Here is a 26,359-nt window from a genome sequence, read left to right as displayed (position 1 = left end):
GGTCACTCAGTTTCAATTGAGACTCTAAATTTGTTTGCCTCACTACCTAAGTAGCTTGGCTGTTAGAACTCAATCTGTACGAGTGCCCACACAGATGATTGCTTTATATTGTTAAAGAACGTTGCGACGTTGTCGCTAGGGATGCGTATAATACATCCTTTATTTTTCGAGTCAACACTTAATTTTAAACTTTCTTACGATGATTTAAACTCAAGTTTTATTTAACTCTCTGAGTAGTTCGTGCCTCGCTATGCGTTGGCGTTCCCCGTCTCAGTGGGGTCGCATTATAGGGAGAACAGATTTTTACGCAAGTACTTTTTTAAAGAAAAACTAAAAAAACACACTGTTCGGTTAGTATCTGAACGAAAGCAGGTGAAACTGGTAGTTTTATAATCAATATAGGCTTTGCTGGCACTAAAATAAGCGCTACTGTTACACTAATACTCTTAATATGTTTAATTTAAAGGTGCATATATGGCAATACGTTCTTATAAAGGAATCACTCCTGCGTTTAATGAATCTGTTTATGTAGACGAGTCGTCTGTATTAGTCGGTGATATCACTATAGGTGATGATAGCAGTGTATGGCCGTTAGTTGCTGCCCGCGGTGATGTTAACCATATTCGTATTGGTCAACGTACTAATATACAAGATGGCAGCGTTTTACACTTATCAAGAGCAACAAAGAATAATCCAGACGGCTACCCACTTATTATTGGTGATGATGTAACCGTTGGTCATAAGGTAATGCTGCATGGCTGCGTATTAGGTAATCGTATACTTGTGGGTATGGGCGCTATTATTATGGATAATGTGATTGTAGAAGATGAGGTAATTATTGGTGGCGGTGCTTTAGTACCCCCTAATAAGCGTTTAGAATCTGGTTTTTTATATGTAGGTAGCCCAGCAAAACAAGCTCGCCCATTAACAGAGCAAGAGCTGAGCTTTTTAAAAGTGTCTGCTGATAATTACGTGCAGCTTAAAGATGAATACTTAGCTGAAGATGCTAGTTAATTTAACTAACTAAACTCACTTCTATTTGACCTGCCGAGTTATAGCATTCATCTTCAATAAGCTGCTCGGCACGTTCTTCATAATCAAAACGGTATTGCTCAAAATAACGCGTTGCATGACTCTCATCGGCTAAATTTAAACTACTGACAGCAATCACACACTCAACTAGCATGCCATTTACTTGTGCAAAAAAAACTAATTGATGAGTTGGCTCTCTAAATTCGAGTCGATCTATAAACTGTATTGCTTGATTCATTTAAGCACTCCCTGCTTTAGTGCAGTAATAACAGGAACAATCTCAGGCATTTTATTTCGCCATACATAATAAGCTTGGGCGGCTTGCCCTACTAGCATGCCACTGCCATCTAATAGCTTAGCTGCTTTATTGTGTTCGCTGACCCAATTCATGAATAGCGTATTTTGCGTGGCGTAAAACATATCATAAGCCATTTCACATGTGCTTAAGTGCTTTTCGCTTAACGCAGGTAATTCGTTATTCATGCTGCTCGAGGTTGAGTTAATAACTAAATGATAATCAGTAAAAGGAAGGTCGTCAAAACCATATCCCGAAACATTGCCATGCCCAGTAAAGAGCTTTGCCAATGTTTGGGCTTTGTGTACTGTGCGATTAACAATAACTATCTCTGCGGGATTTTGCTCTAGTAAAGGTAAGATCACTCCTCGAGCAGCGCCACCCGCACCAATGATCAACAGGCGTTTACCTGTTATCGTTATTTTATTGGTCAGTAAGTCGTTAACAAAACCAGTGCCATCAGTGTTATCACCGAGTAAACTGCCATCATCGCGCTTTTTAAGGGTGTTCACTGCGCCTGCCAGTTTGGCAACTGGGGTGAGTTCATCGGCTAAAGCAAAAGCCTGCTCTTTAAAAGGAACAGTGACATTGGCGCCTTTTCCCCCTTGCTCAAAAAAAGCAGCGACTGTTTTTTCAAATCCATCGATAGGTGCTAATATTGCGCGATAGTCGATTTGCTCTCCCAATGATTTTGCAAACTGCTGATGAATAATGGGAGATTTTGAATGTTTGATTGGATTTCCAAAAACCGCATATTTGTCCATTTTAAACAACCTCTTCGCAGTTTTAGTACTGCCTATTAACGATGATAAATTTATGATTAAAAGACTCTTTTCAAGATCAAAGCCGTCTACAACTACGCAAGCACCTACGCCAGATAAAACCCCGTATGAAATCATTGGTGGAGAAGCCCCCACGCGTGCAATTGCTAATAGATTCTACGACATAATGGCCAGCGATGAATACGCTAAACCGTTATATGATATGCATCCTCAACCATTAGACAGAATTCGCCAAGTATTTTTTGAGTTTTTATCCGGTTGGCTTGGTGGGCCTGACCTATTTGTTGAAAAGCATGGCCATCCGATGCTGCGTAAACGTCATATGCCGTTCCCTATTGATCAAGACTTACGTGATCAGTGGATGTATTGCATGAATAAGACCTTAGATATAGAAATAGATAACCCTGTGTTACGCGAAGGCTTACGTCAATCACTGGCTCAGCTTGCCAGCCATATGATTAACCAGCATTAACCTTCCTCGTTCTTTAATTGGGGATTATTTGCGCTAAGTCAAAATCCGCTTTTCTAAAATATAGATAATACCCTATCAAATAATTAGAAAAGCGTGGCGCGTGTGAAATCAATCCAACATAAAATTTATGCTTTATTAGCTCTAACTGGCGTTATTGTATTAATAGCCAGTATTTTTAGTAGTGCTAGCCAACAGCGCACGCTCGCCCAAGATACGGTGGCAGAAAACATTAAGCTGCTTGCCGATAATTATTTTGATTCAATAAACACCATGATGCTAACCGGTACTATGGCTAATCGAGAATTATTGAGCCAAAAGCTACGCAAACACCCTAATATAGAAGATGCTCATATTATTCGCTCCGATATAGTTAATAATCTGTATGGTGCCGGAAATAAAAACCAAACAGCAAGTAATAACAACGAACGCGAAGCACTAAAGGGTAAAGAAAGCTTATTTATAGAGCAAAACACCGATAGCCGCAGTATGACCTACCTACGTCCTATGTATGCTAGCTCTGATTATAAAGGTACTAACTGTTTAGGCTGCCACCAAGCGCAAGAAGGCGATGTACTAGGCGTGGTAAAAATTAGTTATTCCTTAGCTGATATTGATAATGAGGTAACTTACAACACCTTAGTAACCACCAGCCTACTTTCTACTATTTTTATTATTGCCTTTGTGCTGCTAGGTATAGTGTTTAGAAAAATATTTATAGTGCGCCTTAAAAAGCTCGGCCATGCAATGCACTTAGCCACTACCAATAAAGATTTAACCTTACGCATTGAAGATAACGCCGAAGATGAACTCGGCTGGCTTGCCACTAGCTTTAACCAAATGATTGCTACGTTTAAAGATAATATTGCTCAGGTATCTCACTCTTCAAAAGTACTTATTCATTCAGCAGAGAAAATTTATACCTCGGCCGATACCACTGAGCGCGCTATTTTAGAACAAAAGAAAAGTACCGATTCGGTGGCCGCAGCCATTAATGAGCTAGAAAGCTCATCCAATGAAGTAAGAAACACCACTCATTTTGCTCAAGAAAAATCTGAGAACAGTAATGAACTAGCACAACAAAGCATGCAGGTTGCTGAGCAAACCGAACTCAGTATCAATCAGTTAGCAGAAGATGTACGCCAAGCGGCAGATCAAGTGAGACAACTACAAGAGCAAACGCTTGAAGTGGGAAAAGTACTTGAGGTGATCAGCAGTATCGCCGAGCAAACAAATTTATTAGCGCTTAATGCTGCCATTGAAGCTGCCCGTGCAGGTGAAGCTGGCCGAGGCTTTGCCGTTGTTGCTGATGAAGTACGTACTTTAGCAACTCGAACTCATGCATCTACTGATGAAATACGTCGCACAATTGATAAGCTGCAGTCAGAAGCCGCGCAAACCGTTAAAACCATGGGGGAGTCCTGTGCAGAGGCAGACGAAAGAGCGCAACAAGTACAGCAAGTTGCACAAGCTTTAAAAGATATTTCAGGGCAAATGAATGAAATAAATGAGCTCAATATACAAATAGCCGATGCAACAGAGCAACAAAACCAAGCTGCTGAAGAAATAAATATAAGTGTTGTTGGTATTAGCGATAACGCCGAGCAATCATTAGTGGATGCCGATGAAAATCAAAAAGTCAGTGAAGAGTTACTCAATTTAGCTCGTTCGTTAGATGAGCAGGTACGCAGTTTTAAACTTAAACAATAATTTTAAAAGCCAGTCAATAAGTAGCTTATTGACTGGCATATCATTCTTAGCCCAGTGCTAACCAATCTCGAGGCTTTAAAAAATCTTTATATAGTAATGCCTCTGCGCTGTCTTCGGCTGGGGTATAGTTATACTCCCAACGGGCTAAAGGTGGCATCGACATTAAAATAGATTCCGTACGGCCACCGCTTTGTAAACCAAACAATGTGCCACGGTCCCAGACTAAATTAAACTCAACATAACGACCACGGCGGTATAATTGGAAGTCGCGCTGCTGCTCGGTGTACTCATCGTTTTTACGACGTTCAATAATAGGAACGTAAGCATCTAAAAAGCCATTACCCACCGATTGCATAAATGCAAAGCTTTGCTCAAAACCTAACTCATTTAAATCGTCAAAAAATAAGCCGCCTACGCCGCGGGTTTCATCACGATGTTTTAAATAAAAGTATTCGTCACACCATTTTTTATATTTTGGATAAACATCATCGCCAAATGGCTGACACACATCGTGCGCAACTTGGTGCCAATGCACTACATCTTCAAGTACAGGGTAAAACGGGGTTAAATCAAAACCACCACCAAACCACCAAATCGGTTCTTCACCTTCTTTTTCGGCAATAAAAAAGCGTACATTGGCATGGCTTGTTGGTATATGTGGGTTTTTAGGATGAATCACTAACGATACACCACACGCATGAAAACTACGTCCTGCAAGTTCAGGTCTATGTGCAGTCGCAGAGCCCGGCATAGAGGCACCAAATACATGAGAGTAATTAACTCCGCCTTGCTCAATCACATTACCATTGGTGATAACGCGAGTACGACCACCGCCGCCCTCTTCTCGCTGCCAGCTGTCTTCAACAAATTGTGCTTTCCCATCTGCTGCTTCTAAGCCTTGGCAAATGGTATCTTGCAAAGCCATAAAGTAGGCTTTTACTTGTTTTAATAATTCGCTTTGCATAGTTAACCTCTGAATATATTGCCTGTTGTGGCATCTTTAATGGTGCTTGGTTGTGTATTACCACCTAATGGTTCATCAACATAAAAACTAACCTGCTCTGCAAACTGCTGCTGCGCCTCAACAATACTTGTTACCGTTGCTTGACCAGTTAAATTTGCACTTGTTGATACCAATGGTTTACCAAACTCTTGGCATAAACGTTTAACTGTAGGATGGTTAGTTACTCTCACTGCAATAGTATCAAATTGCCCTGTTAACCACTTCGGCGTGGTTTTAGCTGCAGGCATAACCCAGGTAATAGCACCAGGCCAACTTGAAAAAATATCAGCGCGCTTGTCCATGGGCAACTTAGCATCATCCACGTACTTTAATAATTGCCCGTAATTGTCAGCAATTAAAATAAGCCCTTTTTCAACTGGGCGTTGTTTAATATCAAGTAAACGTTCCACCGCCTGTTGATTGTCAGGATCGCAACCTAAACCATAAACAGCTTCGGTTGGGTATAAAATAACATCGCCGTTTTCTAAGCTTGTTATTGCAGCAGATAAAGAAGAAAGGTCAGACAAAATTGTCTCCAGAGATATTTACGTTATTCAGTGGCAGCAAACTTATGCATACAGCTTTTTTGTGGACATTGTAACACAACGCCACTCGCGGCTTTTTTCTCAGTAACAACTGGCCAGTCACATACTGGGCACGCTTGAGCTACAGGTTTATGATTAAGCGTATATTTACAGCTTGGGTAACAGTCGCAGGAATAGAATACTTTACCAAACTTATTACTGCGTGAAACTAAATGCCCCTTTTTACATTTAGGGCAACCAACCACAGGCTCTTCACTTGGGGTGTCGTCATCGTCACTGGCAATATAGTGGCATTCAGGATAACCCGTACAACCAATAAACATACCGTAGCGACCATTTTTCACCACCAGCGGCTTGCTACACTCTGGACACTCGCTGTCCTCAAGTACTTTTATTTCATTGCTATCATGATGGGCAAGCGGGCGAATAAAATCGCACTTTGGGTAACTAGCGCAGCCTAAAAAAGGCCCCGACTTACTATTACGAATGACGAGTTCTGAACCACATTGCGGGCATATCTCATATTCTTTTTCTAGGGCGTGTTTATTGGCCGAGAAAAGTGAATGATCGATTTTACTCATGTAAATCCTAGTGGTTGGTGAATTTTCGCCTAATATACCCAAAACCCTTAAAGATACAAGCTATGGCGGTCGGTTTGTTAACGCTGAAAATAATAAAACACCCAATAATGGTTAATGTAACACTTCGCTAGGCTCATCAAAAATAAGATCTTCCATTTGCTCATACGCCTGCTGAGAATCAGGGGCATTAAATAACACCATCAAAATTAACCATTTTAAATCTTCTAAAGTAATGGCTGAATTATCAAGCGCCGCCAAACGATCCATCACCATTTCACGAGTGGTGCTATTAATAACGCCGGTTTGTTCAACAAACATTAAAAAGCCACGGCATTCAGTATCAAGAACTCGACACTCGCTATCGGTAAAGATTCGCACTGCATGCTGCTCAGTGGCTAATAAATAAGGCGACTCATTACTATATTGTAATGCGGCAAGTTGATCTAACCAGTCAATAGCTTTGTTTATTTCCGGCTTGTTAAACCCAGCGCGCAGTAGCTCATCAGTAAGCTTACTTTGCTCAACAAAAACATCGCTTTCGCTGTGAACATAGTTTTCAAATAAATACATAAGAATATCAAACATATTATCCTCCAGCGCTTAATTTAATATAGCCGTCTAATACTCGCTCAATTTGATCGTCTAACTCTAAATCAAGCAATCGCGCTTGTACTTTATCAATTGGCCACTGCACTCGACGCATAATATCGTCCACACTGGTCACCTCAAACCCGATACTATTAAGTACCTCGCAATCTGAGGTTACAGCATCAGTTAACTCTTTATAGTTTAGACCAGAAGGGTATGAAAAGTTCATCTCATCAAGGATATCTGCGACGTTCTCAACCAGCTTAGCACCTTGCTTAATTAAAAAGTGGCTAGCTTGTGCAAGCGGATTTTTAATTGAACCGGGTACCGCAAAAACTTCTTTATTTTGTTCAAGCGCGTAACGTACCGTAATTAATGAGCCGCTTTTAATTTCGGCTTCAACAATTAAAACGCCTAAAGAGAGCCCTGAAATAATACGATTGCGCCGTGGAAAGTTGTGCGCATTGGCAGTCGTACCAGGCAAAAACTCACTAACCAATAAGCCTGTTGCTAATACTTGCTCTGTGAGTAACTTATGGCGTTTGGGATAGTAAATATCAACGCCTGTCCCTAGCACTGCAATGGTTTTACCATTTCCTGCCAATGCTCCTTTATGGGCAGCGCCGTCAATGCCACGCGCCATACCAGAGGTTACTGTTATGCCAGCAAGCGTTAGCTGATGCGCAAACTCAGCAGCAATTTCAAGCCCCGTAGTCGTTGCGTTTCGACTGCCAACAATGGCTATTTGCGGCGAAGCCAGCAAGCTGATATTTCCTTTACAAAAAAGTAATAATGGCGCACTAGCTATTTGTTTGAGGTGTTCTGGGTAGGTGGTATCAAAAATACTAATAACAATAATGTTTTGTTGGCTGATCAACTGCTCATAATGTGCAACTTGCTGCCAATTAGTATTAAGTAAATTGCTAGCTTGATGAGCCGTTAAACCTAAGCTAACTAGCTCAGCATGCGATAAAGAAAACAGCGATGCTAAGCTGTATTGTTTAGACAGGGCTAAGAGCGTTTTAATCCCTAACCCCTTGCATAAGTATAAGGCAAGCCAATGATTTAACTTGCCACACGATTGCTCCATGTTCCCTCCTAGAACACCGACTCGCTACTTAATGAATTACTGCTAAATCTCCAATGCGAATTGGGTACTGATTTTTAGTGATGAGTGCATAACTAACTTTGTCATACACTTTAAAAATAATCATTTCACCAACTTTTTCGGCTGGCATTTTCCACGTAATGCTATCTTCGTCGCTCTCTGAGCCAAACAACTCGCTAGTAGCGGATACTAGTTTTTCTAAACGACTTGAGTCTTCTGTATAACGCGGACCTCGAGCGCCATCAATTACTTTAGGTGATTGACGTTCAATATCAATTACATGACCTACTTCAACTTGTTGTTCAGAGCCTAAGTTTAGCACCACCACATCCATCGTGCTAAATTCTCTCACTTCACGGGGAGAGGCAATTACATGACCCTGCAACGGCTGGGTAGGACGATGCATATTAAAATACACCGGCAGCATCTGTCCTTCCATCGCGGGTAATAAAAAATCACCTTGCTTGATTTCGCGCTTAACTGATTCAACTCTGACTGAGGCAGGTTCACCATTAGCCGCATCACCAGCTCTAAAAGCGCGAGCCATACCCACATAAGATGCTCTACTCGCTAGCTTTTCACCTGTTTTAGGATCGGTGTAAGGCGCCCCTTCATGGTAAATAGCATAAGCCTGATTGCGCTTTAAGTTACCTTTAACATATAAAATATGATCGATTGTTTGGGTTTTGGTATTTTCGTTTGCACCCAAAATGTAGGGTTTTTCTTTTATCGTATCGCTGTTTATCGCTTGTTCAAACGACAAATACGGTTTAATCAACTCAAGCGGTAACGTGGTGATAGCGTCTTTCCCTTTAGGTGTAATACGCCCCATAGGTGATAGCTTTCTATACGCTTTATTAATCACTAAACGCGGATTACCGTCTGCATCGTAAATTAATGCTAACGCATCGCCCGGGTAAATAAGATGAGGGTTGTCTATTTGCGGGTTCATTTGCCATAACTCAGGCCAAAGCCACGGCTCGTTTAAATATATCGCTGAGATATCCCAAAGCGTGTCACCTTTTTTTACAACGTATTGTTTAGGAGCGTCTTTTTTTATAGTTAGTACATCTGCTAGAACAGGAAAAGCAGCACCTAATGCAAGTATTATTGCAATGAATGGAGATTTCATTGAGCTTCCTCATAGTGTTTTTTCATTATTATTAATCAAAACCTGTTAAAGGGGAACGTGAATGGCTAAAATAAGAACATACGATACCCTAAATTTAAGCATAAGTGTAAAAGGTAACTATGGCTAGGTTAGAAGTTTTAAGATTTCCAGATGAACGTTTACGTACAATCGCAAAAGAAGTAACTGTTGTTGACGACCAAGTACGTGAAATCGTCAAAGATATGCTAGAAACTATGTACGATGAAAATGGTATTGGACTTGCTGCTACGCAAGTTGATATTCATCAACGTATTGTGGTGATCGATGTATCAGAAGAGCGCGATGAACCGCTAGTACTTATCAATCCACAAATTATCAAAAAAGATGGCTCTACCGTGAGCGAAGAAGGCTGTTTATCAGTTCCTCACTCGTACGCAAAAGTTGATCGCGCAGAAACCGTCACCGTGGCTGCACTCAACGAAGAAGGTAAAGAGTTTATTCTTGATGCCGACGAATTATTAGCGATTTGTATTCAGCATGAACTTGATCACCTTCAAGGTAAATTATTTATTGATTATTTATCTCCATTAAAGCGCCAACGCATCCGTAAAAAGCTTGAAAAAGAAGCGAAGTTTGCAGCGCAATAATAAGCACCTTAGTAAATAATTAGGAAACTCAGTGACACAACCATTACGCATTATATTTGCCGGTACGCCGGACTTTGCTGCACGCCATCTGCAAGCACTCATCAATAGTGAACACCAAATTGTGGGCGTTTACAGTCAACCAGATCGTCCAGCGGGTCGCGGAAAAAAACTAAAAGCCAGTGAAGTAAAAGCGCTTGCACTAGAACATGACCTCCCTGTTTTTCAGCCGCAATCTCTCAAAACAGATGAAGCACTTGAGGAATTAAATAGCCTCAATGCCGATATTATGATTGTGGTTGCCTACGGTTTAATTTTACCTAAAGCCATTTTAGATGCCCCGCGTTTAGGGTGTTTAAATGTGCATGGTTCTATTTTACCTCGCTGGCGTGGTGCCGCACCTATTCAACGTGCTATTTGGGCAGGCGATCAGCAAACTGGTGTAACGATAATGCAAATGGATGAAGGGCTAGATACCGGCGATATGCTGCATATTAGCCGCTGCCCTATTGATAATACTGAAACCAGTGCCAGCTTATACACTAAGCTTGCTGAACTCGGGCCTGATGCATTAATCGATACCATAAATCGTTTAGCCAACGGGGAAATAACGCCTGAACCACAAAACGATAGCGATGCCAATTACGCTAAAAAACTCTCAAAAGACGAAGCCAACATTGATTGGTCTATGGATGCCGAGCAAATCGAGCGTAACATTCGTGCCTTTAACCCATGGCCAGTATGCTTTACCCAAATGAGTGGTAATACGGTAAAAATATACCAAGCAAATGTGGTTGAACAATCAGGCGCAGCTGGCACTGTCTTAGCAAGTGATAAAAACGGTATCGTTGTGGCTTGTGGTAAACACGCTTTATCTATTGGCGAATTACAACCACAAGGCAAAAAGCCAATGGCAATTAATGATTTTTTAAACGGTCGTAGCGATTGGGTCACACCCGGCACTGTATTAGGCGAAAATAATGAGTAATGTAAGCAATGTCAGAGCGCTAGCCGCTGAAACTTTATATAACGTGGTTGATAAAGGCGCATCGCTTAATCAAGAACTTCCTTTCGCTAGCCAAGGCCTATCACCTAAAGATAAAGCCTTACTGCAGCAAATTTGCTACGGAGTATTACGTTACTTACCTAGCCTAGAAAATTATTGCCAGCATCTAGTCGAGCAACCGCTTAAAGGCAAACGTCGTATTTTCCAGTTTTTATTGTATGTGGGCATTTACCAACTACAACACATGCGTGTACCGCCGCATGCAGCAATTAGCGAAACGGTTAATGCGTTACAACAATTGCGCGCTCTTGGCTTAAAAGGGCTTATTAACGCCATTTTACGAAGCTTTCAACGTCAGCAAGTTGAGCTTGAAGAAAAAGCCAAACAAATTCCGGTATGTTTATACAACCATCCAAACTGGTTTATAAAGCAAGTAAAAGAAGCCTATCCAGATCACTGGGAAGACATTCTAGAAGCAAACCAACAGCAAGCGCCAATGTGGCTGCGAGTGAATCAATCGCAGTTTAGCACCCAAGAATATAGCGAAATGCTAACCGCTAACGATATTGAACACACTCTAAACCCTGATTTTATTGATGGCATTAAACTAAGCAAACCACGCGATGTGTTTTCACTTCCTGAGTTTGATACCGGTGCTTGTTCAGTACAAGATGCGGCAGCGCAGCTTGCAGCTCGCTACCTAGACCCACAAAATGGTGATGCAATACTTGATGCCTGTGCAGCGCCTGGTGGTAAAACCTGCCATATTTTAGAGCTTGCCGATGCAGATGTGCTCGCGCTTGATAGCGATGCCACACGATTAGAACGTGTTAAACAAAACTTAGAACGAATTGGTTTGGGCGCCGACTTACAATGTGGTGATGCATCGCAACCTCACACTTGGTGGGATGAAGATCAGTTTGATCGTATTTTGTTAGATGTACCCTGCTCTGCAACGGGCGTAATTCGTCGTCATCCAGATATAAAATGGCTACGTCGCGCATCCGACATTAACGACTTATCGACCCTACAAAGCGATATACTCGATAGCATTTGGCCATTGTTAAAACCAGGCGGCACATTAGTGTATGCAACTTGCTCGGTACTTCCTCAAGAAAACCAACAACAAGTTGCTAAGTTTTTAGCTAATAACGACGATGTGGAGCATATTCCTCTGCACAGCGAAGACACAAAAACCACACCAGGCTTACAGCTGTTACCAGGTGAAAGTGACGGTTTTTACTACGCTAAATTAGTTAAAAAAGCCTAGTATTGCCACGCAACACATTTAACTACCTCGCTTTTGAGGTAGTTATTATTTTGATGTAATTAGTATTAATAATACGGGTACATAATGAAAATAATCATACTCGGTGCTGGGCAAGTTGGCGGCACACTCGCAGAAAACTTAGTGGGTGAACAAAACGAAATAACCGTAGTTGATATCGACGGTAACCGCTTGCGTGAACTGCAAGATAAATACGATTTACAAGGTGTTGCAGGCCACGGCGCCCACCCTGACGTGTTGAGTCGCGCAGGAGCTGAAGATGCCGATATGATTATCGCCGTAACCAGCTCAGATGAAGTAAACATGGTGGCATGCCAAGTTGCTTACAGTATATTTAATACGCCAACCAAAATTGCCCGCATTCGCTCTGAGCAATATTTAAAATACCGCGAAAAACTCTTTCATAATGATGATTTACCTGTCGATCATTACATAGCCCCAGAAGCACTCGTAACTAAATATATTCGCCGCTTGATAGATTACCCTGGTGCATTGCAGGTACTACAATTTGCCGACGGCATGCTCTCTTTAGTAGCTGTAAAAGCCTACTATGGCGGTTTATTGGTAGGCTATGCCTTATCTACACTTAAGCAACATATTCCTAATGTAGAAACCCGGGTAGCCGCTATTTACCGTCAAGGTAAGGCAATAAAACCGCAGGGTACTACTGTAATAGAAGCCGACGATGAAGTATTTTTTATTGCCGCCACCAAACATATTCGTGCGGTAATGAACGAGCTACAAAAACTGGAGCGCTCGTACAAAAAAATTATGATAGCCGGTGGCGGTAATATTGGTGCAGGCCTAGCCCGTTCACTGGAAAGAAACCACAGCGTTAAATTATTAGAACGCAGTAAAGAGCGCGCAGAGCAACTCTCTGAAATGCTCGACAACACCGTGGTATTTTGTGGTGATGCGTCCGATCAAGAGCTGCTCTCAGAAGAACACATTGAACAAGTTGATGTTTTTATTGCCGTTACTAACGATGATGAAGTGAATATTATGTCGGCCATGCTCGCAAAACGCATGGGGGCACAAAAAACCATGGTGCTTATTCAACGAGGTGCTTACGTTGATTTAGTACAAGGCGGCGAAATAGATATTGCTATTTCACCACAACAAGCGACTATTTCTGCGTTACTTACGCACGTGCGCCGAGGCGATATTGTAAACGTGTATTCACTGCGTAAAGGGGCTGCAGAAGCCATAGAGGCAGTTGCCCATGGTGATGAAAACACATCTAAAGTAGTGGGTCGCGCGATTGCAGATATTAAATTGCCAGCAGGTACCACAATAGGTGCAATTGTACGTAATGACGATGTACTAATTGCCCACGACGACACGATAATTCTATCAGGCGATCATGTAATTATGTTCTTAATTGATAAAAAGCACATTAACGTGGTTGAAAAGTTATTCCAAGTTAGCGCAATCTTTTTATAAGTAATCCCTCCTTTTTATTCACAACGTGCTTGTAAGTAAAAAGGAGAACACTTAAACCTAAATGAAAATCATTATCAAAAGCATTTACTAATAAAGAAAAATCCATTAGTCTCTTCTTGCTCGATTATCAAGCAGCGACATCTACTGATGTGAAAAGTTAATTTCACGTTTTTAAATAAAAATGGATTTCAAATGATACACCTACTCTCAAAGAAAAATTCTCCCGTAACTCATTACACTCTGGTTGGTCTTTTATTTTCAGCAGTTTCAACTCAAACGCTCGCCCACACTAGCAAAGATATCGAAAGGTTAACCGTTATTGGAGAGCAAGCGAACGGCTATAAAGTTAATTCCATGAGCTCTGCAACAGGTCTTGAGCTATCACATTTGCAAACACCGCAATCAACGATAGCGATAACAAGCGATTTTATGGCAGACCAACAACTAAACACCGCAATTGAAGCTATAACCAGTGTAACAGGCATAAATGCTCGAGAAGCAGATAATGGCAAGTTTTCTATTTCAGCCCGAGGTATTAGTGTCACCAGCATACTTTATGATGGCATAGCAACCACCTATGACACCCGCTTTAATTATGGAGATAACCTAACCGATACCGCAATTTATGATCGTATCGAAATAGTTAGAGGAGCAACGGGGCTAATGCTGGGCGCAGGTAACCCTTCGGCAGCAATTAATTTGATACGTAAACGTCCAACTGCAAACACTCAAATAAATCTTACTGCTTCATTAGGCTCATGGGACAACTACCGTGCGATGGTGGATGTGTCGGGAAGCATAAATAATAGCGAAAGTATAAGAGGACGGGCTGTTGTTGCTTATCAAGATAGACACTCATATCAAGATCGCTTCTCGCAAACCAGTCAAACATTGTATGGCATTATTGAGGCAGATCTTTCTAACAGTACTTTATTGACTCTTGCTGTTGATAATCAATCGACAACTCCTAAAGGAACAATGTCAGGTGGTTTGCCTATTTTTTATAGTGATGGCTCCCGCACTGCTTATGACAGAGGTGCTTCAACGGCTCAAGATTGGGCCTCTTCTCGAACCGATGCACTTAATGCGTTTATTCGCCTAGAGCATTACTTTAACGCTAACTGGCAGCTAACCGCTAATTATGTCTATGGTGATAACGATCTAGATTATGATGTGTTTTGGGTAAAAGGAGAGCCCGATCCTATAAACAACACTGGAATGAAACCCGGTTCTATAAACTATATTGATGCAAACAGAACGCAGGATACCTATGAGGTCGAACTCAATGGTCGGTTTAATTGGCTGGGCCAAAGTCACCAACTGCTATTTGGTTATAATACCCAAGAGCAACAGTTTTCGACCCCTTATTATGCTAGTCAACAAAGTGACTATATTATCGGCGATTTCACTGACTCTAGTTATAGCATTGCAAAACCAAATTGGCAGTCAGAAGCGGCTTACGGTTCTTATGGCACAACTAAACAAGATGCACTTTATGTTGCTGCACAACTAAATATAACCGATGCCTTGTCTTTAATTGTTGGAAGCCGGTTAAATCAATGGCAAACCAATCAAGATAATTTTGGTCGCATGCATGATTATAAAATAAGTGATGAACTAACTAATTATTTTGGAGCAACTTATGAACTAACACAGAGTTGGGCTTTGTATGCTAATTACACTGATATTTTTACACCACAAAGTCGAGTTGATAAAAATGGACATTATTTAAGCCCTATTGAAGGTAAGAATTATGAACTTGGCATAAAAGCTTCTGTACTTGATGAACGTTTAGACATATCCCTTTCTGGATTTAAAATTTATCAAGATAATGTAGGCGAGTACACGGGAGATACCATTGCAGAAACACTTCAGGCCATCTACAAGCCCATTGACGGCACATTAACTCAGGGCTACGAGCTAGAAATCAACGGAAAATTAACCGACAACTGGAACGCTTATTTTGGCTATACCCATAGTAAAGGCGAAAAACCGGATAATACGGTATTAAATACCACCAACCCAAAAGATCAATTTAAACTTTTTACTAGCTATCAACTCTCAGGTGCATTAGACAATCTAAAAGTGGGTGGTGGCTATCGCTGGCAAAGCAATAGCTATGATGAAGTTAACAACCCTGTTTATGGTGCTGTTGAGGTAAACCAGCCTAGTTATGGTATTGCCAGCCTAATGGCGAATTATCAAATGAATGAGCAATTATCTGTAAGCCTAAATATCGATAACTTATTTGATAAGCATTATTACAGTCAAATTGGGTTCTATAACCAATATCGTTATGGCAAGCCAAGAAGCTTCTCTCTCCAACTTAAATATAGTCTCTAACAAGCACAAAAAAGCCGCTGACTATTAAGCGGCTTTAGTGGAGTATGATGGGGTAATACTTATTGTACTCTTGCAAACTCTTCTTTAGAAAGTTCACCATTTCCGTCAGTATCTAAGTCATCAAAAATATTCATGAGTTGTTTATTAGACGCAGCTTCCTGCTGACTAATTACACCGTCGCCATTGCTATCAAAAGAGGCAAAGTCTACTGCTGCGTATGCCGCTGATGATGACGCTAATACTAAAATCGCAAGTGTTGTGTTTAATGCTTTCATAATAAGTCTCCTTAAAGAGGGAAATCCTTTTCTGAGATCCCTGTGCAATGAAAAAAGTTAAAAATTAAAAGTTTGCAAACTCAGCTTTAGAAAGCTCACCATTACCGTCAGTATCAAGCTCAGTAAATGCGGCCGTTAAATCAGCATTTACAGCAGCTTCGCTTTGACTAATAACCCCATTACCGTCGGTATCAATTGTGTCAAAGTCGCTAGCGGCAAAGGCTGCTGATGAAGAAGCTAGCGCGATAAGTGCGAATGTTTTGTGTAATGTTTTCATAATTTAATCCTTCAAAATGTAATGCTTTGTGCTATTGGAAATATCAGGCTATAACCGTCCTTGTCATTCTTTTTCATAGGCTCCCTTGCCTACTTAGGTTGTCTTTGGCAACTCAGAATATGCCTAGCCTTAGCTTATGCTTTAGAAAATTCTGCTTTTGATAGCTCACCGTTTTGGTCTGTATCAAGCTCTGAGAACATGCTCATTAGCTTTGCATCAACTGATGCCTCACTTTGGCTAATAGCACCGTTACCGTCGGTATCAAGTGTATCAAAATCGCTGGCAGCAAAAGCTGCTGATGAAGAAGCCAATGCGATAAGTGCGAATGTTTTGTGTAATGTTTTCATAATGAGTATTCCTTAAAATCGTTTAAATAATGTGGGAGATTTAGCTCCCAAAGTTTAATAGCTTAGGATTATGCTTTAGAGAACTCTTCTTTTGATAGCTCACCGTTTTGGTCTGTATCAAGCTCTGAAAACATGCTCATTAGTTTTGCATCAACTGATGCTTCGCTTTGACTGATCGCGCCGTTGCCGTCAACGTCTAGCGTGTCAAAGTCGCTTGCTGCAAAAGCAGCTGATGAAGAAGCCAATGCGATAAGTGCTAAAGTTTTATTAATGCTTTTCATAATCAATCTTCCTTCAAAGTTTATGTTTTATGCGATTAAGTGTTTTACTTTAAATCACGTTTCGTTCAATACAACCTGACTATTACAACTTCGATGCCAAAAATAAAAAGCAATTTATTTTCAATAAGTTAAACTTAAAATAGCTTTGGGTGGCGTTATTTTACTCATTATTTTGTTGCTTTTTAGCAACACGGAATAAAGCGATAAAATTAAAACCTTAAAAAACAATGGGTTGGATTTTATAAAAACACCACACGATCAGTGAAAAACCACTAACAAAGCAAGTTAATTAAACAAAAAGGAAGGTGAGTTGAGATTTATTTTTTTATAAATAAAAAATTAAAATTAAAAAACAAATTTAAGCTGCTGTTTTTAAACAGTTTAAAAAATAAATTTAAGGTGACGTTGAAAATTTACAGCCGCACAAGGCTATTTGTTGCAAAATGACGAAATCACGTGAGTATACTGAACTTATAATAGAAGCTTGTTCAACTTGATATGCCCCTAAACTATTTCAACTTCAAGCGCACTAGGGTCAATAAAATGATCCCCCATTAGCGCTTTCATTTGCTCTTCACTGGCAAATAATCGAATTCCACAACAGATACCGCTAGCATGTTTTTTTACACTGCATATTTGCCCCTCATGCTTAGTATCACCATCAAATACAACCGTACAGCGCATGTCTTTTAACTCATCGAGTTCTTGGGTTGTTTTAATATCAAACATAACCCCGGTGAGCGAAATGTCTTTTATAACCCCTTCAAAGGGAGGCTGCTCATCGGTTAATGTTAACTTAGCAGGAAACAACGTGGGTATGCGTGCTTGTGAGCGCAGCCCAAACAACTGCACTTGTGAAGGGTATTGAATAAACAACAATTTAGCAGGGTGAGAAGCAACAGACATAAGTTGCTGACGGAACGCAATCACATGCCCGCCACTGCCCTCTATAAGCGCTCTTACTACTACCATAACACCATCACGCAGGTAATCACTTGCCATGGGGAGTCGCTTAGCGCTGGGATAGTTTAAAATAATAAATTTGTTTTCTAATAAACCAATAAACTCCGTTTTTACACGTCGGCTACTGGTTGGTGTCAGTATTTCTACATCGACTATGCCACCTGTGACGATTTGGTTTAACTTTTCCAAATTGGTTTTTTGCATAGTTCCTTCCTAATATTTAAAACATTATCCACGCCAAAATGTTGGGGTAAATAATACTAACAGTGTAAATATCTCTAACCGACCGAATACCATAGCGACTGTTAGTATCCATTTAGCGGCATCACTAATCGCACCATAATGAGAGGCTACGTCACCCAAACCTGGGCCTAAGTTATTAAGGCAGGCTGCTGTCGCAGAGAATGCGGTAATGTTGTCTAACCCTGTGCCCATTAACGCTAACATTATAATAATAAAGACTAGTGCATAAGCTGAGAAAAAGCCCCATACCGCTTCAACTACTTTGTCAGGTAAGGCCTTACGACCGAGCTTTATTGAATATATAGCTCGAGGATGTACTAGGCGGTTAAGCTCTCGTATTCCTTGCAAGTACAACAAAAACACGCGAACAACTTTCATACCGCCACCGGTAGAACCCGCACAGCCGCCAATAAAGCTCGAAAAAATAAGTAAAATAGGTAAAAACAACGGCCAAGCTGAAAAATTATCTGTGGCAAACCCAGCAGTACTACTAATAGACACCGCTTGAAACAACGCCTGATCGAGGGTTTCATCACCATTTGCATAAACATCATGAGACGAAAGCACAGTAAAGCAAATTACCACCAGCGCTAACTGAATACATAAGAATACTTTAAATTCAGGGTCACGAATGTACACGCTAATATTACGACTCGCTACAGCGGCATAATGTAGTGAAAAGTTAATAGCGGCTATAATTAAAAAGAACACACAAATAAAGTTAATTACAGGGCTATCAAAGTGCCCCATTGACGCGTCATAAGTAGAAAAGCCACCAATAGCAACTGTAGAAAAGGCATGGCATATAGCGTCAAACCAGTTCATCCCTGCGCTCCAATACGCCAAAGTACACGCAAGAGTAATAGATACGTAAATATACCAAAGGTGCTTAGCTGTATCGGCAATACGCGGGGTCATTTTGGAGTCTTTTACTGGGCCAGGAATTTCAGCTCGGTACAACTGCATACCACCGACGCCAAGCATTGGCAGTATGGCTACTGCTAATACAATGATCCCCATCCCACCAAACCACTGTAATTGCTGGCGATAAAATAATACCGATTTAGGCAAGTATTCTATGCCAGTTAATACGGTCGCCCCTGTGGTAGTTAAGCCTGAGAAAGCTTCAAACACTGCATCGGCCAAAGAGAGGTTGGGTTCTTGTAGAAATATCAGCGGCAATGACGCAAACGCCCCTAGTACCAACCAAAACAAAACCACAATTAAGAAGCCTTCGCGTGCTTTTAAATCACCATGCTCATGCCTATTTGGATAGTAAGCCATTAAGCCAATAATAACGCTAAATATAAAGGCTAAAACAAACGGTACCCCTCCGCCATCTTTATAAATTAAAGACACGAGTGCTGGTGGCACCATTGTAATACTAAATAGCGCGACCAGTTGGCCAAGAATTTTTATGATGGTACGAAATTGCATTGAGCGTATCGCTTTTTTATTAGTAAATTAAAATAACTACTGTATGACTCGAAAATTTAATCTGTAGTGATTAAATAGGATGGATGTAAGACTATTACTCTTTGATTGTTAACTCAACTGCGCCGTGACTTAAATCAAAAATATCTTTGCATGCTTGCTGTGCTTGGCGGCTATCAATAGTAATACTCCACTCAATATTTGCCGTAAACTGCTTTTCAATATTAAGTACCTGAAAGTTGGTTTTTAAGTGCTGTTCTATTGCGCCTTGCATACTGTATTCACTAAAGCCAACCAGCTCAATGCTGGGTACTTTTACCACTGTTTGTAATTTTGCTAAGGCATTATTAAGTGAGCCACCATAAGCACGAACTAATCCACCGGTACCAAGCTTTATACCACCAAAATATCGTGTTACCACAGCAGTTACTTCACCTAGACCAGAGCCCACCAGCACGTTGAGCATAGGTTTACCGGCGGTGCCATTTGGCTCTCCATCGTCAGAAAAACCATAAACATGGCTTCCACCAGGATTACCCGCAACATGCGCCCAACAATTATGGCGTGCATCACTGTATTTTTCTTCAATTTTTTTAATAAAGGCTTTCGCAGAGTTTAAATCAGGCGTGTGGCCTATATGCACAATAAAGGTACTTTTTTTAATTTCTTCTTGATGAAAAACATCGTCGGCTGGGTATTTATATTCTGACATAGCGCTTACTTGGCTGTTAAATTAAAAATGGGGCCAACAGGCCCCTTTCGTGGATAATATAAACTGTTATTAGTTAAATATTAGTCGAGTAATAAATCACGCGTCATATTTTCTAGGCTGTCTTCGTGAACAATAATATTATCTTCAATACGAATGCCGCCAAATGGTTTAAACGCTTCTACTTTTTCCCAGTTAATAAACTGCTTGTTGTCTGTTTGTGCTAAATCACCCAACAAAGAGTCGATAAAGTACAAACCTGGTTCAATAGTAAACACTTGGTTTTTCTCAATTAAGCGAGTGCAGCGTAAAAATGGATGACCCTCTGGTGGTGCCTGATGTGCACCGGTTTCATCACGCATAAAGCCACCTACATCATGTACCTGTGCACCTAAATGATGCCCTAAGCCATGAGGAAAGAAGGTTGAGGTAATTTGACGCTCAACAATTTCAGCTGCAGGTAACTTAACAATATCAAAGTCACTTAGTAACTGTGCAATGCGGTTATGGCAGTCAATATGTAGCTCGCCATACAGTACACCTGGTTTTAAGCTTTTGCCTAACTCAATCTGATGCGCCGTCATTGCTTTAACTAGATCAGCAAACTCGCCTTGCTTTTTAAAGTCGTAGGTACGGGTAATATCTGCAGCGTAACCATTAAAGTTAGCGCCCGCATCAATTAAAAATGAGTTATGTGTTTGCGGTGCTTTTGGCTCAAAATGGGTGTAGTGCAAAATAGCGCAGTTTTCGTTAAGGGCCACAATGTTGCCATATGGCATTTCATTTTCGCTCTGACGCGTTGCCATTAAGTATGCCTGCTGAATATCAAACTCGCTACCACCATTAAAAAACGCATCACGCGCCGCTTTGTGGCCATCTACTGCAATACGGTTCGCATTACGTAAACATTCAAGTTCATATTGCGTTTTATAAGCACGGTGATAATGAATATAGTTAAGTACTGGCTCAGGATTCATGATGCTAAAACCAAGTGCTTGGGCTACTTCTAGGTATTCACCAATGTAGGCAAATTTAGCTTTATCGTAGGGAAGTAGTTTTTCAACCTGATCAGGCTTTAGTAGCAATTCAATATCGAAGTACTCTGCCCAAAAATCTCTTGGTTCATCAGGTACTTTGTGCCAAAAATCAATTGGACGATAAAAAATAAGCTTTGGCTTATCACTACCATTTATCACAATCCAGCAATGCGGATTATCAATAACCGGTAACCACGCTTTAAAATGGGGGTTAACTTTAAACGGGTAATACATATCATCTAAAAATTGGCGCTTAGCTTGGCCTGAATGAATGACTAATCCTTCTAACCCTTCTTGCTCACAAATAGTACGTGTACGCTGCTGCAATGTTGCAATATGTTCGGCGTATAATACGGCTAATTTTTCCATAATAAACCCATCTGTTAAATTTAACTTGCTCTGAGTCTACCACTTATAAACAAAGCGCTCAAAAAAGAGGGATAGTTACCGTGTAAATATCCCTCTGCTGTTGTAGATTTATTTTTACTACCCGCCCATTGTCATCTCTAATAGTGGCGCGAGTAAATTCCCCTCTCGGCCAAGGCGAGTGTGATAAACCTGCCGATACGCAAATACGTTTTTTACGTAGTCTCGAGTTTCTCTATATGGAATAAGCTCAACCCATAGCTCTGCGGGCATCGCTTCCTCTGGTAGCCAACGCTTAATTCGGTGATACCCGGCGTTATAGGATGCTGTTGCCAATACCTCATTACCGTGATTTTTCTTTTTTAAATACTGTAAATAACGGGTACCAAGTCGAATATTGGTTTTTGGCTGATACAAGCGACGGCTAGATACATCGCCTTTGTTAATATATTTTGCGGTGCTTGGTAATAACTGCATTAACCCGCGTGCATTTGCATGAGAACGGGCATCAGGTGCAAATGAGCTTTCTCGACGCGCAATAGCGATACTCCAAGTTAAATCTATTTTGCTACGATTACTGTAGCGCTCAAACATGTCTTGAAACGCAAATGGAAAACGCAAATCAACATAATCCCATGCTTTTATTTTTGCTAGGGTAAATATTGTACTATCAAACCAATCAAGTTCTGCCGCAAGTACTGACGCTGCTAGCTTTTCATCATCTTCAGAAGTGTTGGTTAAATAATTCCATTCACGTCGGGCCGCTGTAAATCGCTCAAGTTCATACAACGCCTTGGCACGCTTAAAGCCTGGTGCATTACTGACTTTTGTCACTAAGGCTTGATTTACATTGACTGGTAGCTCATTTAAATCAACCGGTAACCCTAAGCGAGCAGCGGCTAAAAAACCGTAATAATCACGGTTAGCGGCTACCTTGCTCCAAATTGCCTTAGCTTTTTCATGCTCTGCGCGTTTGTCATAACTATATGCAAGCCAATACTGTTGCCCTAAGCTAAGATTTTCTTTACCGGTAAAAAATGCCGCAATGCCTTCCCAATCTTGAGTTTTAAGCATATTGGCTAGTTGCCATTGCATTAATTTACGGTCTTGACGCGCTTTAGGGACTTTATTTAAATAAAAGCTCGCCTGGCTATGGCCGCTCGACGCTAACGACAGCGCAAAGGTATAATATACCTCCGCCTTTTCATCATCAGCAAAATCAAACATGCCTTCAATTTTTTGCCACGCCTTTAATGCCAGCTCTTTATCACGCCAAATTAAACGCTTAATACCATAAAGCGCTATTTCCCCTTCTTTGGCTGTTTTACGTTTATAGCGGTAAAGGCCTGCAGCAGCACTAGGATCGCGCCTTACCTTGGAATATAAATCAGCTAAATAACGCTCCTTGGCTGGCAATAAGGTTTTTAAATAAGGCAATAAACGATAAGAGCCCCCTTGTGCCGCTAAAGTAACACGCTGCCACACAACATCAGGGGTTAAATAACCATTTTGTCGCCAGCGCTTAAAAAGCCCGTCACATTCACTGGGCTGTGACTCGCCAACCGTCCAAATATCGGTTACCTGCGAGAGTATTGCTTTTTTTGGCGCACCAAGATCAAGCTGATAACTAAGGTGGGTACAACTAAGCTCAGTGTCAGAGGTTTCACGGTAGTTTTTAATAAATGCTGCTTTTTTATTTCTGCGCTTTAAATAATTTAACCATGCTTTGCGCACTGGCCACTCTAATGGAGTGTGTTCATAAATAGTGAGGAAGTTTTCTATTTCTGTTTGGTGTTTTAAACTGGGGTAGCGCTGCCAATAGGCTTTTTCTACATAGGGCTTAAGTGGGTGAGACAATGAGTCTACCGCTTCTTTAAAGCTATTGTAATCACCATAGCGGGCTTGTTTTTCTGCATCTAAAAATGCATCAAGTTCGGTATTTGCGTTGGCAGAGGGAAAAGATAAAAATAGAGTCGCTGCCGCTACGCTTAATAAATATTTTTTCATAATGTCCTTTAGGGCATAGTTACCTTCAAGGCTGACAAGAGTGTGGCTATGGGTAAATAAAAAAACAGCGCAGGCACTGTAACTCTATTTTATTTACTTTGATAAAACCCAAGCTATAAACACCAAGACAGCGCAATAAAATGAATAAAGAAAACTTTCAAACCCACCTTAGCACCAAACCAGCTATATTTTAACCAGACGTTTGTAACCAAGATAAATTTTTCGTTGCATTTTTAAATTAAAGCAAGCACACTGGTCTGAATATGAACTCATCGTACCAGTCTTAGTTCATCAACTAGGGAGAATAATAATGTTATATAAAAGCGATTCCTTTGAAGTTAGCTTCGTGAAGGAAAACATCGCCGAGTTTAAGTTTTGTGCTACAGGTTCTGTAAACACATTATCTCAACAAACTCTTTCAGATTGCGCGGCAGCATTAAAAGAATTAGCCGCTAACACTGATATTAAAGGCATGATTTTTACCAGTGATAAAGACCACTTTATTATTGGTGCCGATATCTTCGAATTTTTACCTACTTTTACTAAGCCTGAAGCAGAATTAGTAACGTGGATCAAAGATGCAACTGACGTTTTTGATGCAATTGAAGACTTACCATTCCCAACACTCAGTGTTATAAACGGCTTGGCGCTTGGCGGCGGCTGTGAGTGGGCACTCGCTACCGATTATCGTGTTGCAAGTGACTCAGCAAAAATGGGCTTACCAGAAGTTAAATTAGGCATAATGCCTGGTTTTGGCGGTACAGTGCGCCTTCCGCGCATTATTGGTGCCGATAACGCGATGATGTGGATCACCACAGGTAACGAAAATCGCGCTGCTGACGCCCTTAAAGTAGGTGCATTTGACGCAGTAGTTAGTGCCGACAAACTACAAGAGTCAAGTTTAGCAACACTAGAATTAGCGATTGCTGGCAAGCTAGATTGGCAAGCAAAACGCGCTGTAAAATTACAACCGCTTAAATTAAACCGTGTTGAGCAAGGCATGAGCTTTGCAATGGCAGAAGGTATGGTAATGGGTAAAACCAAAGGCCACTATCCTGCTCCAGTTATGGCAGTTCGCACTATTAAAGCAGCAGCAAACAGCTCACGCGCCGAAGCAATGGCAATTGAAAATGCCAACTTTGCAAAACTAGCACGTACTAGTGAAGCTGCTGCTCAAACGGGTATCTTTTTAGCAGACCAATACATTAAAGGTAAAGCACGTAAATTTGCTAAACACAGCGATGTAGAAATTAAACAAGCGGCAGTATTAGGCGCAGGTATTATGGGTGGCGGTATTGCATACCAATCTGCTTATAAAGGCACACCAATCATAATGAAAGACATCCAACAGGATGCGCTAGATTTAGGTATGGGTGAAGCATCTAAACTATTAGGTGCAAAAGTGAAGCGCGGCCACATGCCGATGGAAAAAATGCTAGCAACGCTTAGCAAAATCAAGCCAACGCTTAACGATGCAGACCTACAAAACGCCAACATTATTGTTGAAGCCGTAGTAGAAAACCCTAAAGTGAAGCAAGCCGTACTTGCTGATCTTGAAAAGAATATGCCAGAAGGCACGGTACTTACGTCAAATACATCGACTATTTGTATCGACCTACTTGCAGAAGCGCTTGATAAGCCAGAAAACTTCTGTGGTATGCACTTTTTCAACCCAGTACCAAAAATGCCATTAGTAGAAATTATCCGTGGTGCAAAAACTTCAGATAAAACGATTAATGCCGTGGTTGATTACGCACTTAAACTAGGTAAATCACCGATTGTTGTTAACGATTGCCCAGGCTTTTTTGTAAACCGTGTTTTATTCCCTTACTTTGCTGGATTTAGCAAATTAGTGGTTGAAGGCGCTAACTTTGCAAAAGTAGATAAAGTAATGGAAAACGTATTTGGCTGGCCAATGGGCCCGGCTTACCTACTTGATGTTGTAGGTATTGATACGGCTTATCATTGTACTGGTGTAATGGCAGACGGTTTCCCTGAGCGTATGGCACGTGCAGATAAAGACCCAGTGACTGTTTTTGCTAACGAAAAACGTTTTGGTCAAAAGAACAAAGCAGGTTTCTATAAGTACGAAACAGATCGTCGCGGTCGTCTTAAAAAATCTCATGACCAAACAGCGATTGAACTACTTGCACCTATCACAGACGCACCAAAAGAATTTGATAAACAAGAAATCATTGACCGTTGTATGATCCCAATGATCAACGAAGTACTACTTTGTTTACAAGAAGGCATTGTTGCTTCTCCTCAAGAAGCTGATATGGCACTTGTATATGGTGTTGGTTTCCCTCCATTTAGAGGCGGCGCGTTCCGTTACTTAGATCAAACAGGTTTAGCTAACTTTGTAGCAACTGCTGACAAATACGCTCACCTAGGTGCGATTTACCAAGTATCAGAGCAAACTCGCAAGTGGGCTGAAGAAGGCCGTGTTTTCTATAAGGTGGAAGGTTAATA

At 40.9% G+C, this 26,359-nt stretch carries 26 protein-coding genes; 9 read left to right on the top strand and 17 right to left on the bottom strand.

Annotated features, from left to right (window positions below):
- Window positions 1–474 precede the first annotated feature (474 nt).
- The gene (locus DK924_RS18340) at window positions 475–1,014 is read left to right on the top strand and encodes a gamma carbonic anhydrase family protein (protein ID WP_010392775.1); all 540 of its coding nucleotides are present in this window, start codon (window positions 475–477) and stop codon (window positions 1,012–1,014) included.
- A gap of 1 nt (window position 1,015) precedes the next feature.
- Here the strand turns inward: DK924_RS18340 and DK924_RS18335 are convergent, their stop codons facing one another.
- Window positions 1,016–1,270: a DUF1488 domain-containing protein gene (locus DK924_RS18335; protein WP_008467093.1), complete on the bottom strand. Its 255-nt coding sequence runs from the start codon at window positions 1,268–1,270 to the stop codon at window positions 1,016–1,018.
- Window positions 1,267–2,091 (bottom strand): shikimate dehydrogenase, encoded by an 825-nt coding sequence (gene aroE, locus DK924_RS18330; protein ID WP_010392772.1) that lies wholly within the window; start codon window positions 2,089–2,091, stop codon window positions 1,267–1,269. Before aroE ends, DK924_RS18335 begins: the two co-directional genes overlap by 4 nt.
- Window positions 2,092–2,143: 52 nt before the next feature.
- Here aroE and DK924_RS18325 point away from each other — a divergent pair, with 52 nt between their 5' ends.
- Both DK924_RS18325 and DK924_RS18320 read left to right on the top strand, forming a co-directional pair.
- The gene (locus DK924_RS18325) at window positions 2,144–2,581 is read left to right on the top strand and encodes a group II truncated hemoglobin (protein WP_010392770.1); all 438 of its coding nucleotides are present in this window, start codon (window positions 2,144–2,146) and stop codon (window positions 2,579–2,581) included.
- Between the two features lie 102 nt (window positions 2,582–2,683).
- Window positions 2,684–4,288: a methyl-accepting chemotaxis protein gene (locus DK924_RS18320; protein WP_054202938.1), complete on the top strand. Its 1,605-nt coding sequence runs from the start codon at window positions 2,684–2,686 to the stop codon at window positions 4,286–4,288.
- 46 nt (window positions 4,289–4,334) lie between these two features.
- On the opposite strand, the gene hemF is transcribed toward DK924_RS18320, so the two are convergent.
- The 6 genes from hemF to DK924_RS18290 all read right to left on the bottom strand — a co-directional run bounded on the left by hemF (window position 4,335) and on the right by DK924_RS18290 (window position 9,245).
- Entirely contained in the window at window positions 4,335–5,252 is a 918-nt protein-coding gene (hemF, locus tag DK924_RS18315) for an oxygen-dependent coproporphyrinogen oxidase (RefSeq protein ID WP_010392766.1), read from the bottom strand.
- A gap of 2 nt (window positions 5,253–5,254) precedes the next feature.
- Window positions 5,255–5,818, bottom strand: a complete 564-nt coding sequence (locus DK924_RS18310) for an L-threonylcarbamoyladenylate synthase (protein WP_008112915.1) — start codon at window positions 5,816–5,818, stop codon at window positions 5,255–5,257.
- Between the two features lie 23 nt (window positions 5,819–5,841).
- Window positions 5,842–6,417 carry a type I DNA topoisomerase gene (locus tag DK924_RS18305; protein ID WP_010392760.1) on the bottom strand — a complete coding sequence of 192 codons (576 nt, stop codon included), beginning with the start codon at window positions 6,415–6,417 and terminating at the stop codon, window positions 5,842–5,844.
- A 111-nt stretch (window positions 6,418–6,528) separates the two neighbouring features.
- A complete protein-coding gene (locus DK924_RS18300) occupies window positions 6,529–7,002 on the bottom strand; it encodes a DUF494 family protein (RefSeq protein ID WP_010392756.1) in 474 nt (157 codons plus the stop codon).
- Between the two features lies 1 nt (window position 7,003).
- On the bottom strand, window positions 7,004–8,095 hold the full coding sequence (gene dprA / locus DK924_RS18295; RefSeq protein ID WP_010392754.1) for a DNA-processing protein DprA: 1,092 nt from the start codon (window positions 8,093–8,095) through the stop codon (window positions 7,004–7,006).
- A gap of 28 nt (window positions 8,096–8,123) precedes the next feature.
- Window positions 8,124–9,245 (bottom strand): LysM peptidoglycan-binding domain-containing protein, encoded by a 1,122-nt coding sequence (locus DK924_RS18290; protein WP_010392750.1) that lies wholly within the window; start codon window positions 9,243–9,245, stop codon window positions 8,124–8,126.
- Between the two features lie 119 nt (window positions 9,246–9,364).
- Between DK924_RS18290 and def the strand changes: the two genes are divergently transcribed.
- From def to DK924_RS18265, 5 genes are all read left to right on the top strand, one after another.
- A complete protein-coding gene (gene def / locus DK924_RS18285) occupies window positions 9,365–9,871 on the top strand; it encodes a peptide deformylase (protein WP_008112927.1) in 507 nt (168 codons plus the stop codon).
- A 31-nt stretch (window positions 9,872–9,902) separates the two neighbouring features.
- Window positions 9,903–10,856: a methionyl-tRNA formyltransferase gene (gene fmt / locus DK924_RS18280; protein WP_109875839.1), complete on the top strand. Its 954-nt coding sequence runs from the start codon at window positions 9,903–9,905 to the stop codon at window positions 10,854–10,856.
- Window positions 10,849–12,144: a 16S rRNA (cytosine(967)-C(5))-methyltransferase RsmB gene (gene rsmB, locus DK924_RS18275; protein WP_109875838.1), complete on the top strand. Its 1,296-nt coding sequence runs from the start codon at window positions 10,849–10,851 to the stop codon at window positions 12,142–12,144. The genes fmt and rsmB overlap by 8 nt, the downstream gene beginning before the upstream one ends.
- Window positions 12,145–12,228: 84 nt before the next feature.
- Entirely contained in the window at window positions 12,229–13,605 is a 1,377-nt protein-coding gene (gene trkA / locus DK924_RS18270) for a Trk system potassium transporter TrkA (protein WP_054202928.1), read from the top strand.
- 192 nt (window positions 13,606–13,797) lie between these two features.
- Entirely contained in the window at window positions 13,798–15,948 is a 2,151-nt protein-coding gene (locus DK924_RS18265) for a TonB-dependent siderophore receptor (RefSeq protein WP_232735457.1), read from the top strand.
- Window positions 15,949–16,007: 59 nt separating this feature from the next.
- Here DK924_RS18265 and DK924_RS18260 read toward each other — a convergent pair whose 3' ends face one another.
- The 9 genes from DK924_RS18260 to DK924_RS18220 all read right to left on the bottom strand — a co-directional run bounded on the left by DK924_RS18260 (window position 16,008) and on the right by DK924_RS18220 (window position 23,887).
- Entirely contained in the window at window positions 16,008–16,223 is a 216-nt protein-coding gene (locus tag DK924_RS18260) for an EF-hand domain-containing protein (protein WP_010392739.1), read from the bottom strand.
- 64 nt (window positions 16,224–16,287) lie between these two features.
- A complete protein-coding gene (locus DK924_RS18255) occupies window positions 16,288–16,500 on the bottom strand; it encodes an EF-hand domain-containing protein (protein ID WP_076922768.1) in 213 nt (70 codons plus the stop codon).
- A gap of 134 nt (window positions 16,501–16,634) precedes the next feature.
- Window positions 16,635–16,847: an EF-hand domain-containing protein gene (locus DK924_RS18250; RefSeq protein ID WP_008112939.1), complete on the bottom strand. Its 213-nt coding sequence runs from the start codon at window positions 16,845–16,847 to the stop codon at window positions 16,635–16,637.
- 68 nt (window positions 16,848–16,915) lie between these two features.
- Window positions 16,916–17,128: an EF-hand domain-containing protein gene (locus tag DK924_RS18245; RefSeq protein WP_008112941.1), complete on the bottom strand. Its 213-nt coding sequence runs from the start codon at window positions 17,126–17,128 to the stop codon at window positions 16,916–16,918.
- 504 nt (window positions 17,129–17,632) lie between these two features.
- Window positions 17,633–18,295, bottom strand: coding sequence for a flagellar brake protein (locus DK924_RS18240; RefSeq protein ID WP_054202927.1), 663 nt, complete (start codon window positions 18,293–18,295; stop codon window positions 17,633–17,635).
- A 24-nt stretch (window positions 18,296–18,319) separates the two neighbouring features.
- Complete coding sequence (locus tag DK924_RS18235; protein ID WP_010392733.1) at window positions 18,320–19,771, bottom strand: TrkH family potassium uptake protein; 1,452 nt, start codon at window positions 19,769–19,771, stop codon at window positions 18,320–18,322.
- 94 nt (window positions 19,772–19,865) lie between these two features.
- Window positions 19,866–20,480 carry a YigZ family protein gene (locus DK924_RS18230; RefSeq protein WP_109875837.1) on the bottom strand — a complete coding sequence of 205 codons (615 nt, stop codon included), beginning with the start codon at window positions 20,478–20,480 and terminating at the stop codon, window positions 19,866–19,868.
- An 80-nt stretch (window positions 20,481–20,560) separates the two neighbouring features.
- Window positions 20,561–21,883: a Xaa-Pro dipeptidase gene (gene pepQ, locus DK924_RS18225; RefSeq protein ID WP_109875836.1), complete on the bottom strand. Its 1,323-nt coding sequence runs from the start codon at window positions 21,881–21,883 to the stop codon at window positions 20,561–20,563.
- Window positions 21,884–22,000: 117 nt separating this feature from the next.
- Window positions 22,001–23,887, bottom strand: coding sequence for a lytic transglycosylase domain-containing protein (locus DK924_RS18220; protein WP_109875835.1), 1,887 nt, complete (start codon window positions 23,885–23,887; stop codon window positions 22,001–22,003).
- A 310-nt stretch (window positions 23,888–24,197) separates the two neighbouring features.
- On the opposite strand from DK924_RS18220, the gene fadB reads away from it, so the two are divergent.
- The gene (fadB, locus tag DK924_RS18215) at window positions 24,198–26,357 is read left to right on the top strand and encodes a fatty acid oxidation complex subunit alpha FadB (RefSeq protein ID WP_109875834.1); all 2,160 of its coding nucleotides are present in this window, start codon (window positions 24,198–24,200) and stop codon (window positions 26,355–26,357) included.
- Window positions 26,358–26,359 lie beyond the last annotated feature (2 nt).

The sequence above is a fragment of the Pseudoalteromonas sp. meg-B1 genome (genome assembly GCF_003173795.1).
GTDB classification, from domain to species: Bacteria; Pseudomonadota; Gammaproteobacteria; order Enterobacterales; family Alteromonadaceae; genus Pseudoalteromonas; species Pseudoalteromonas undina.
The sequence above is the reverse complement of the archived record's forward strand: the minus strand, read 5'-3'. Positions and strand labels throughout refer to the sequence as shown.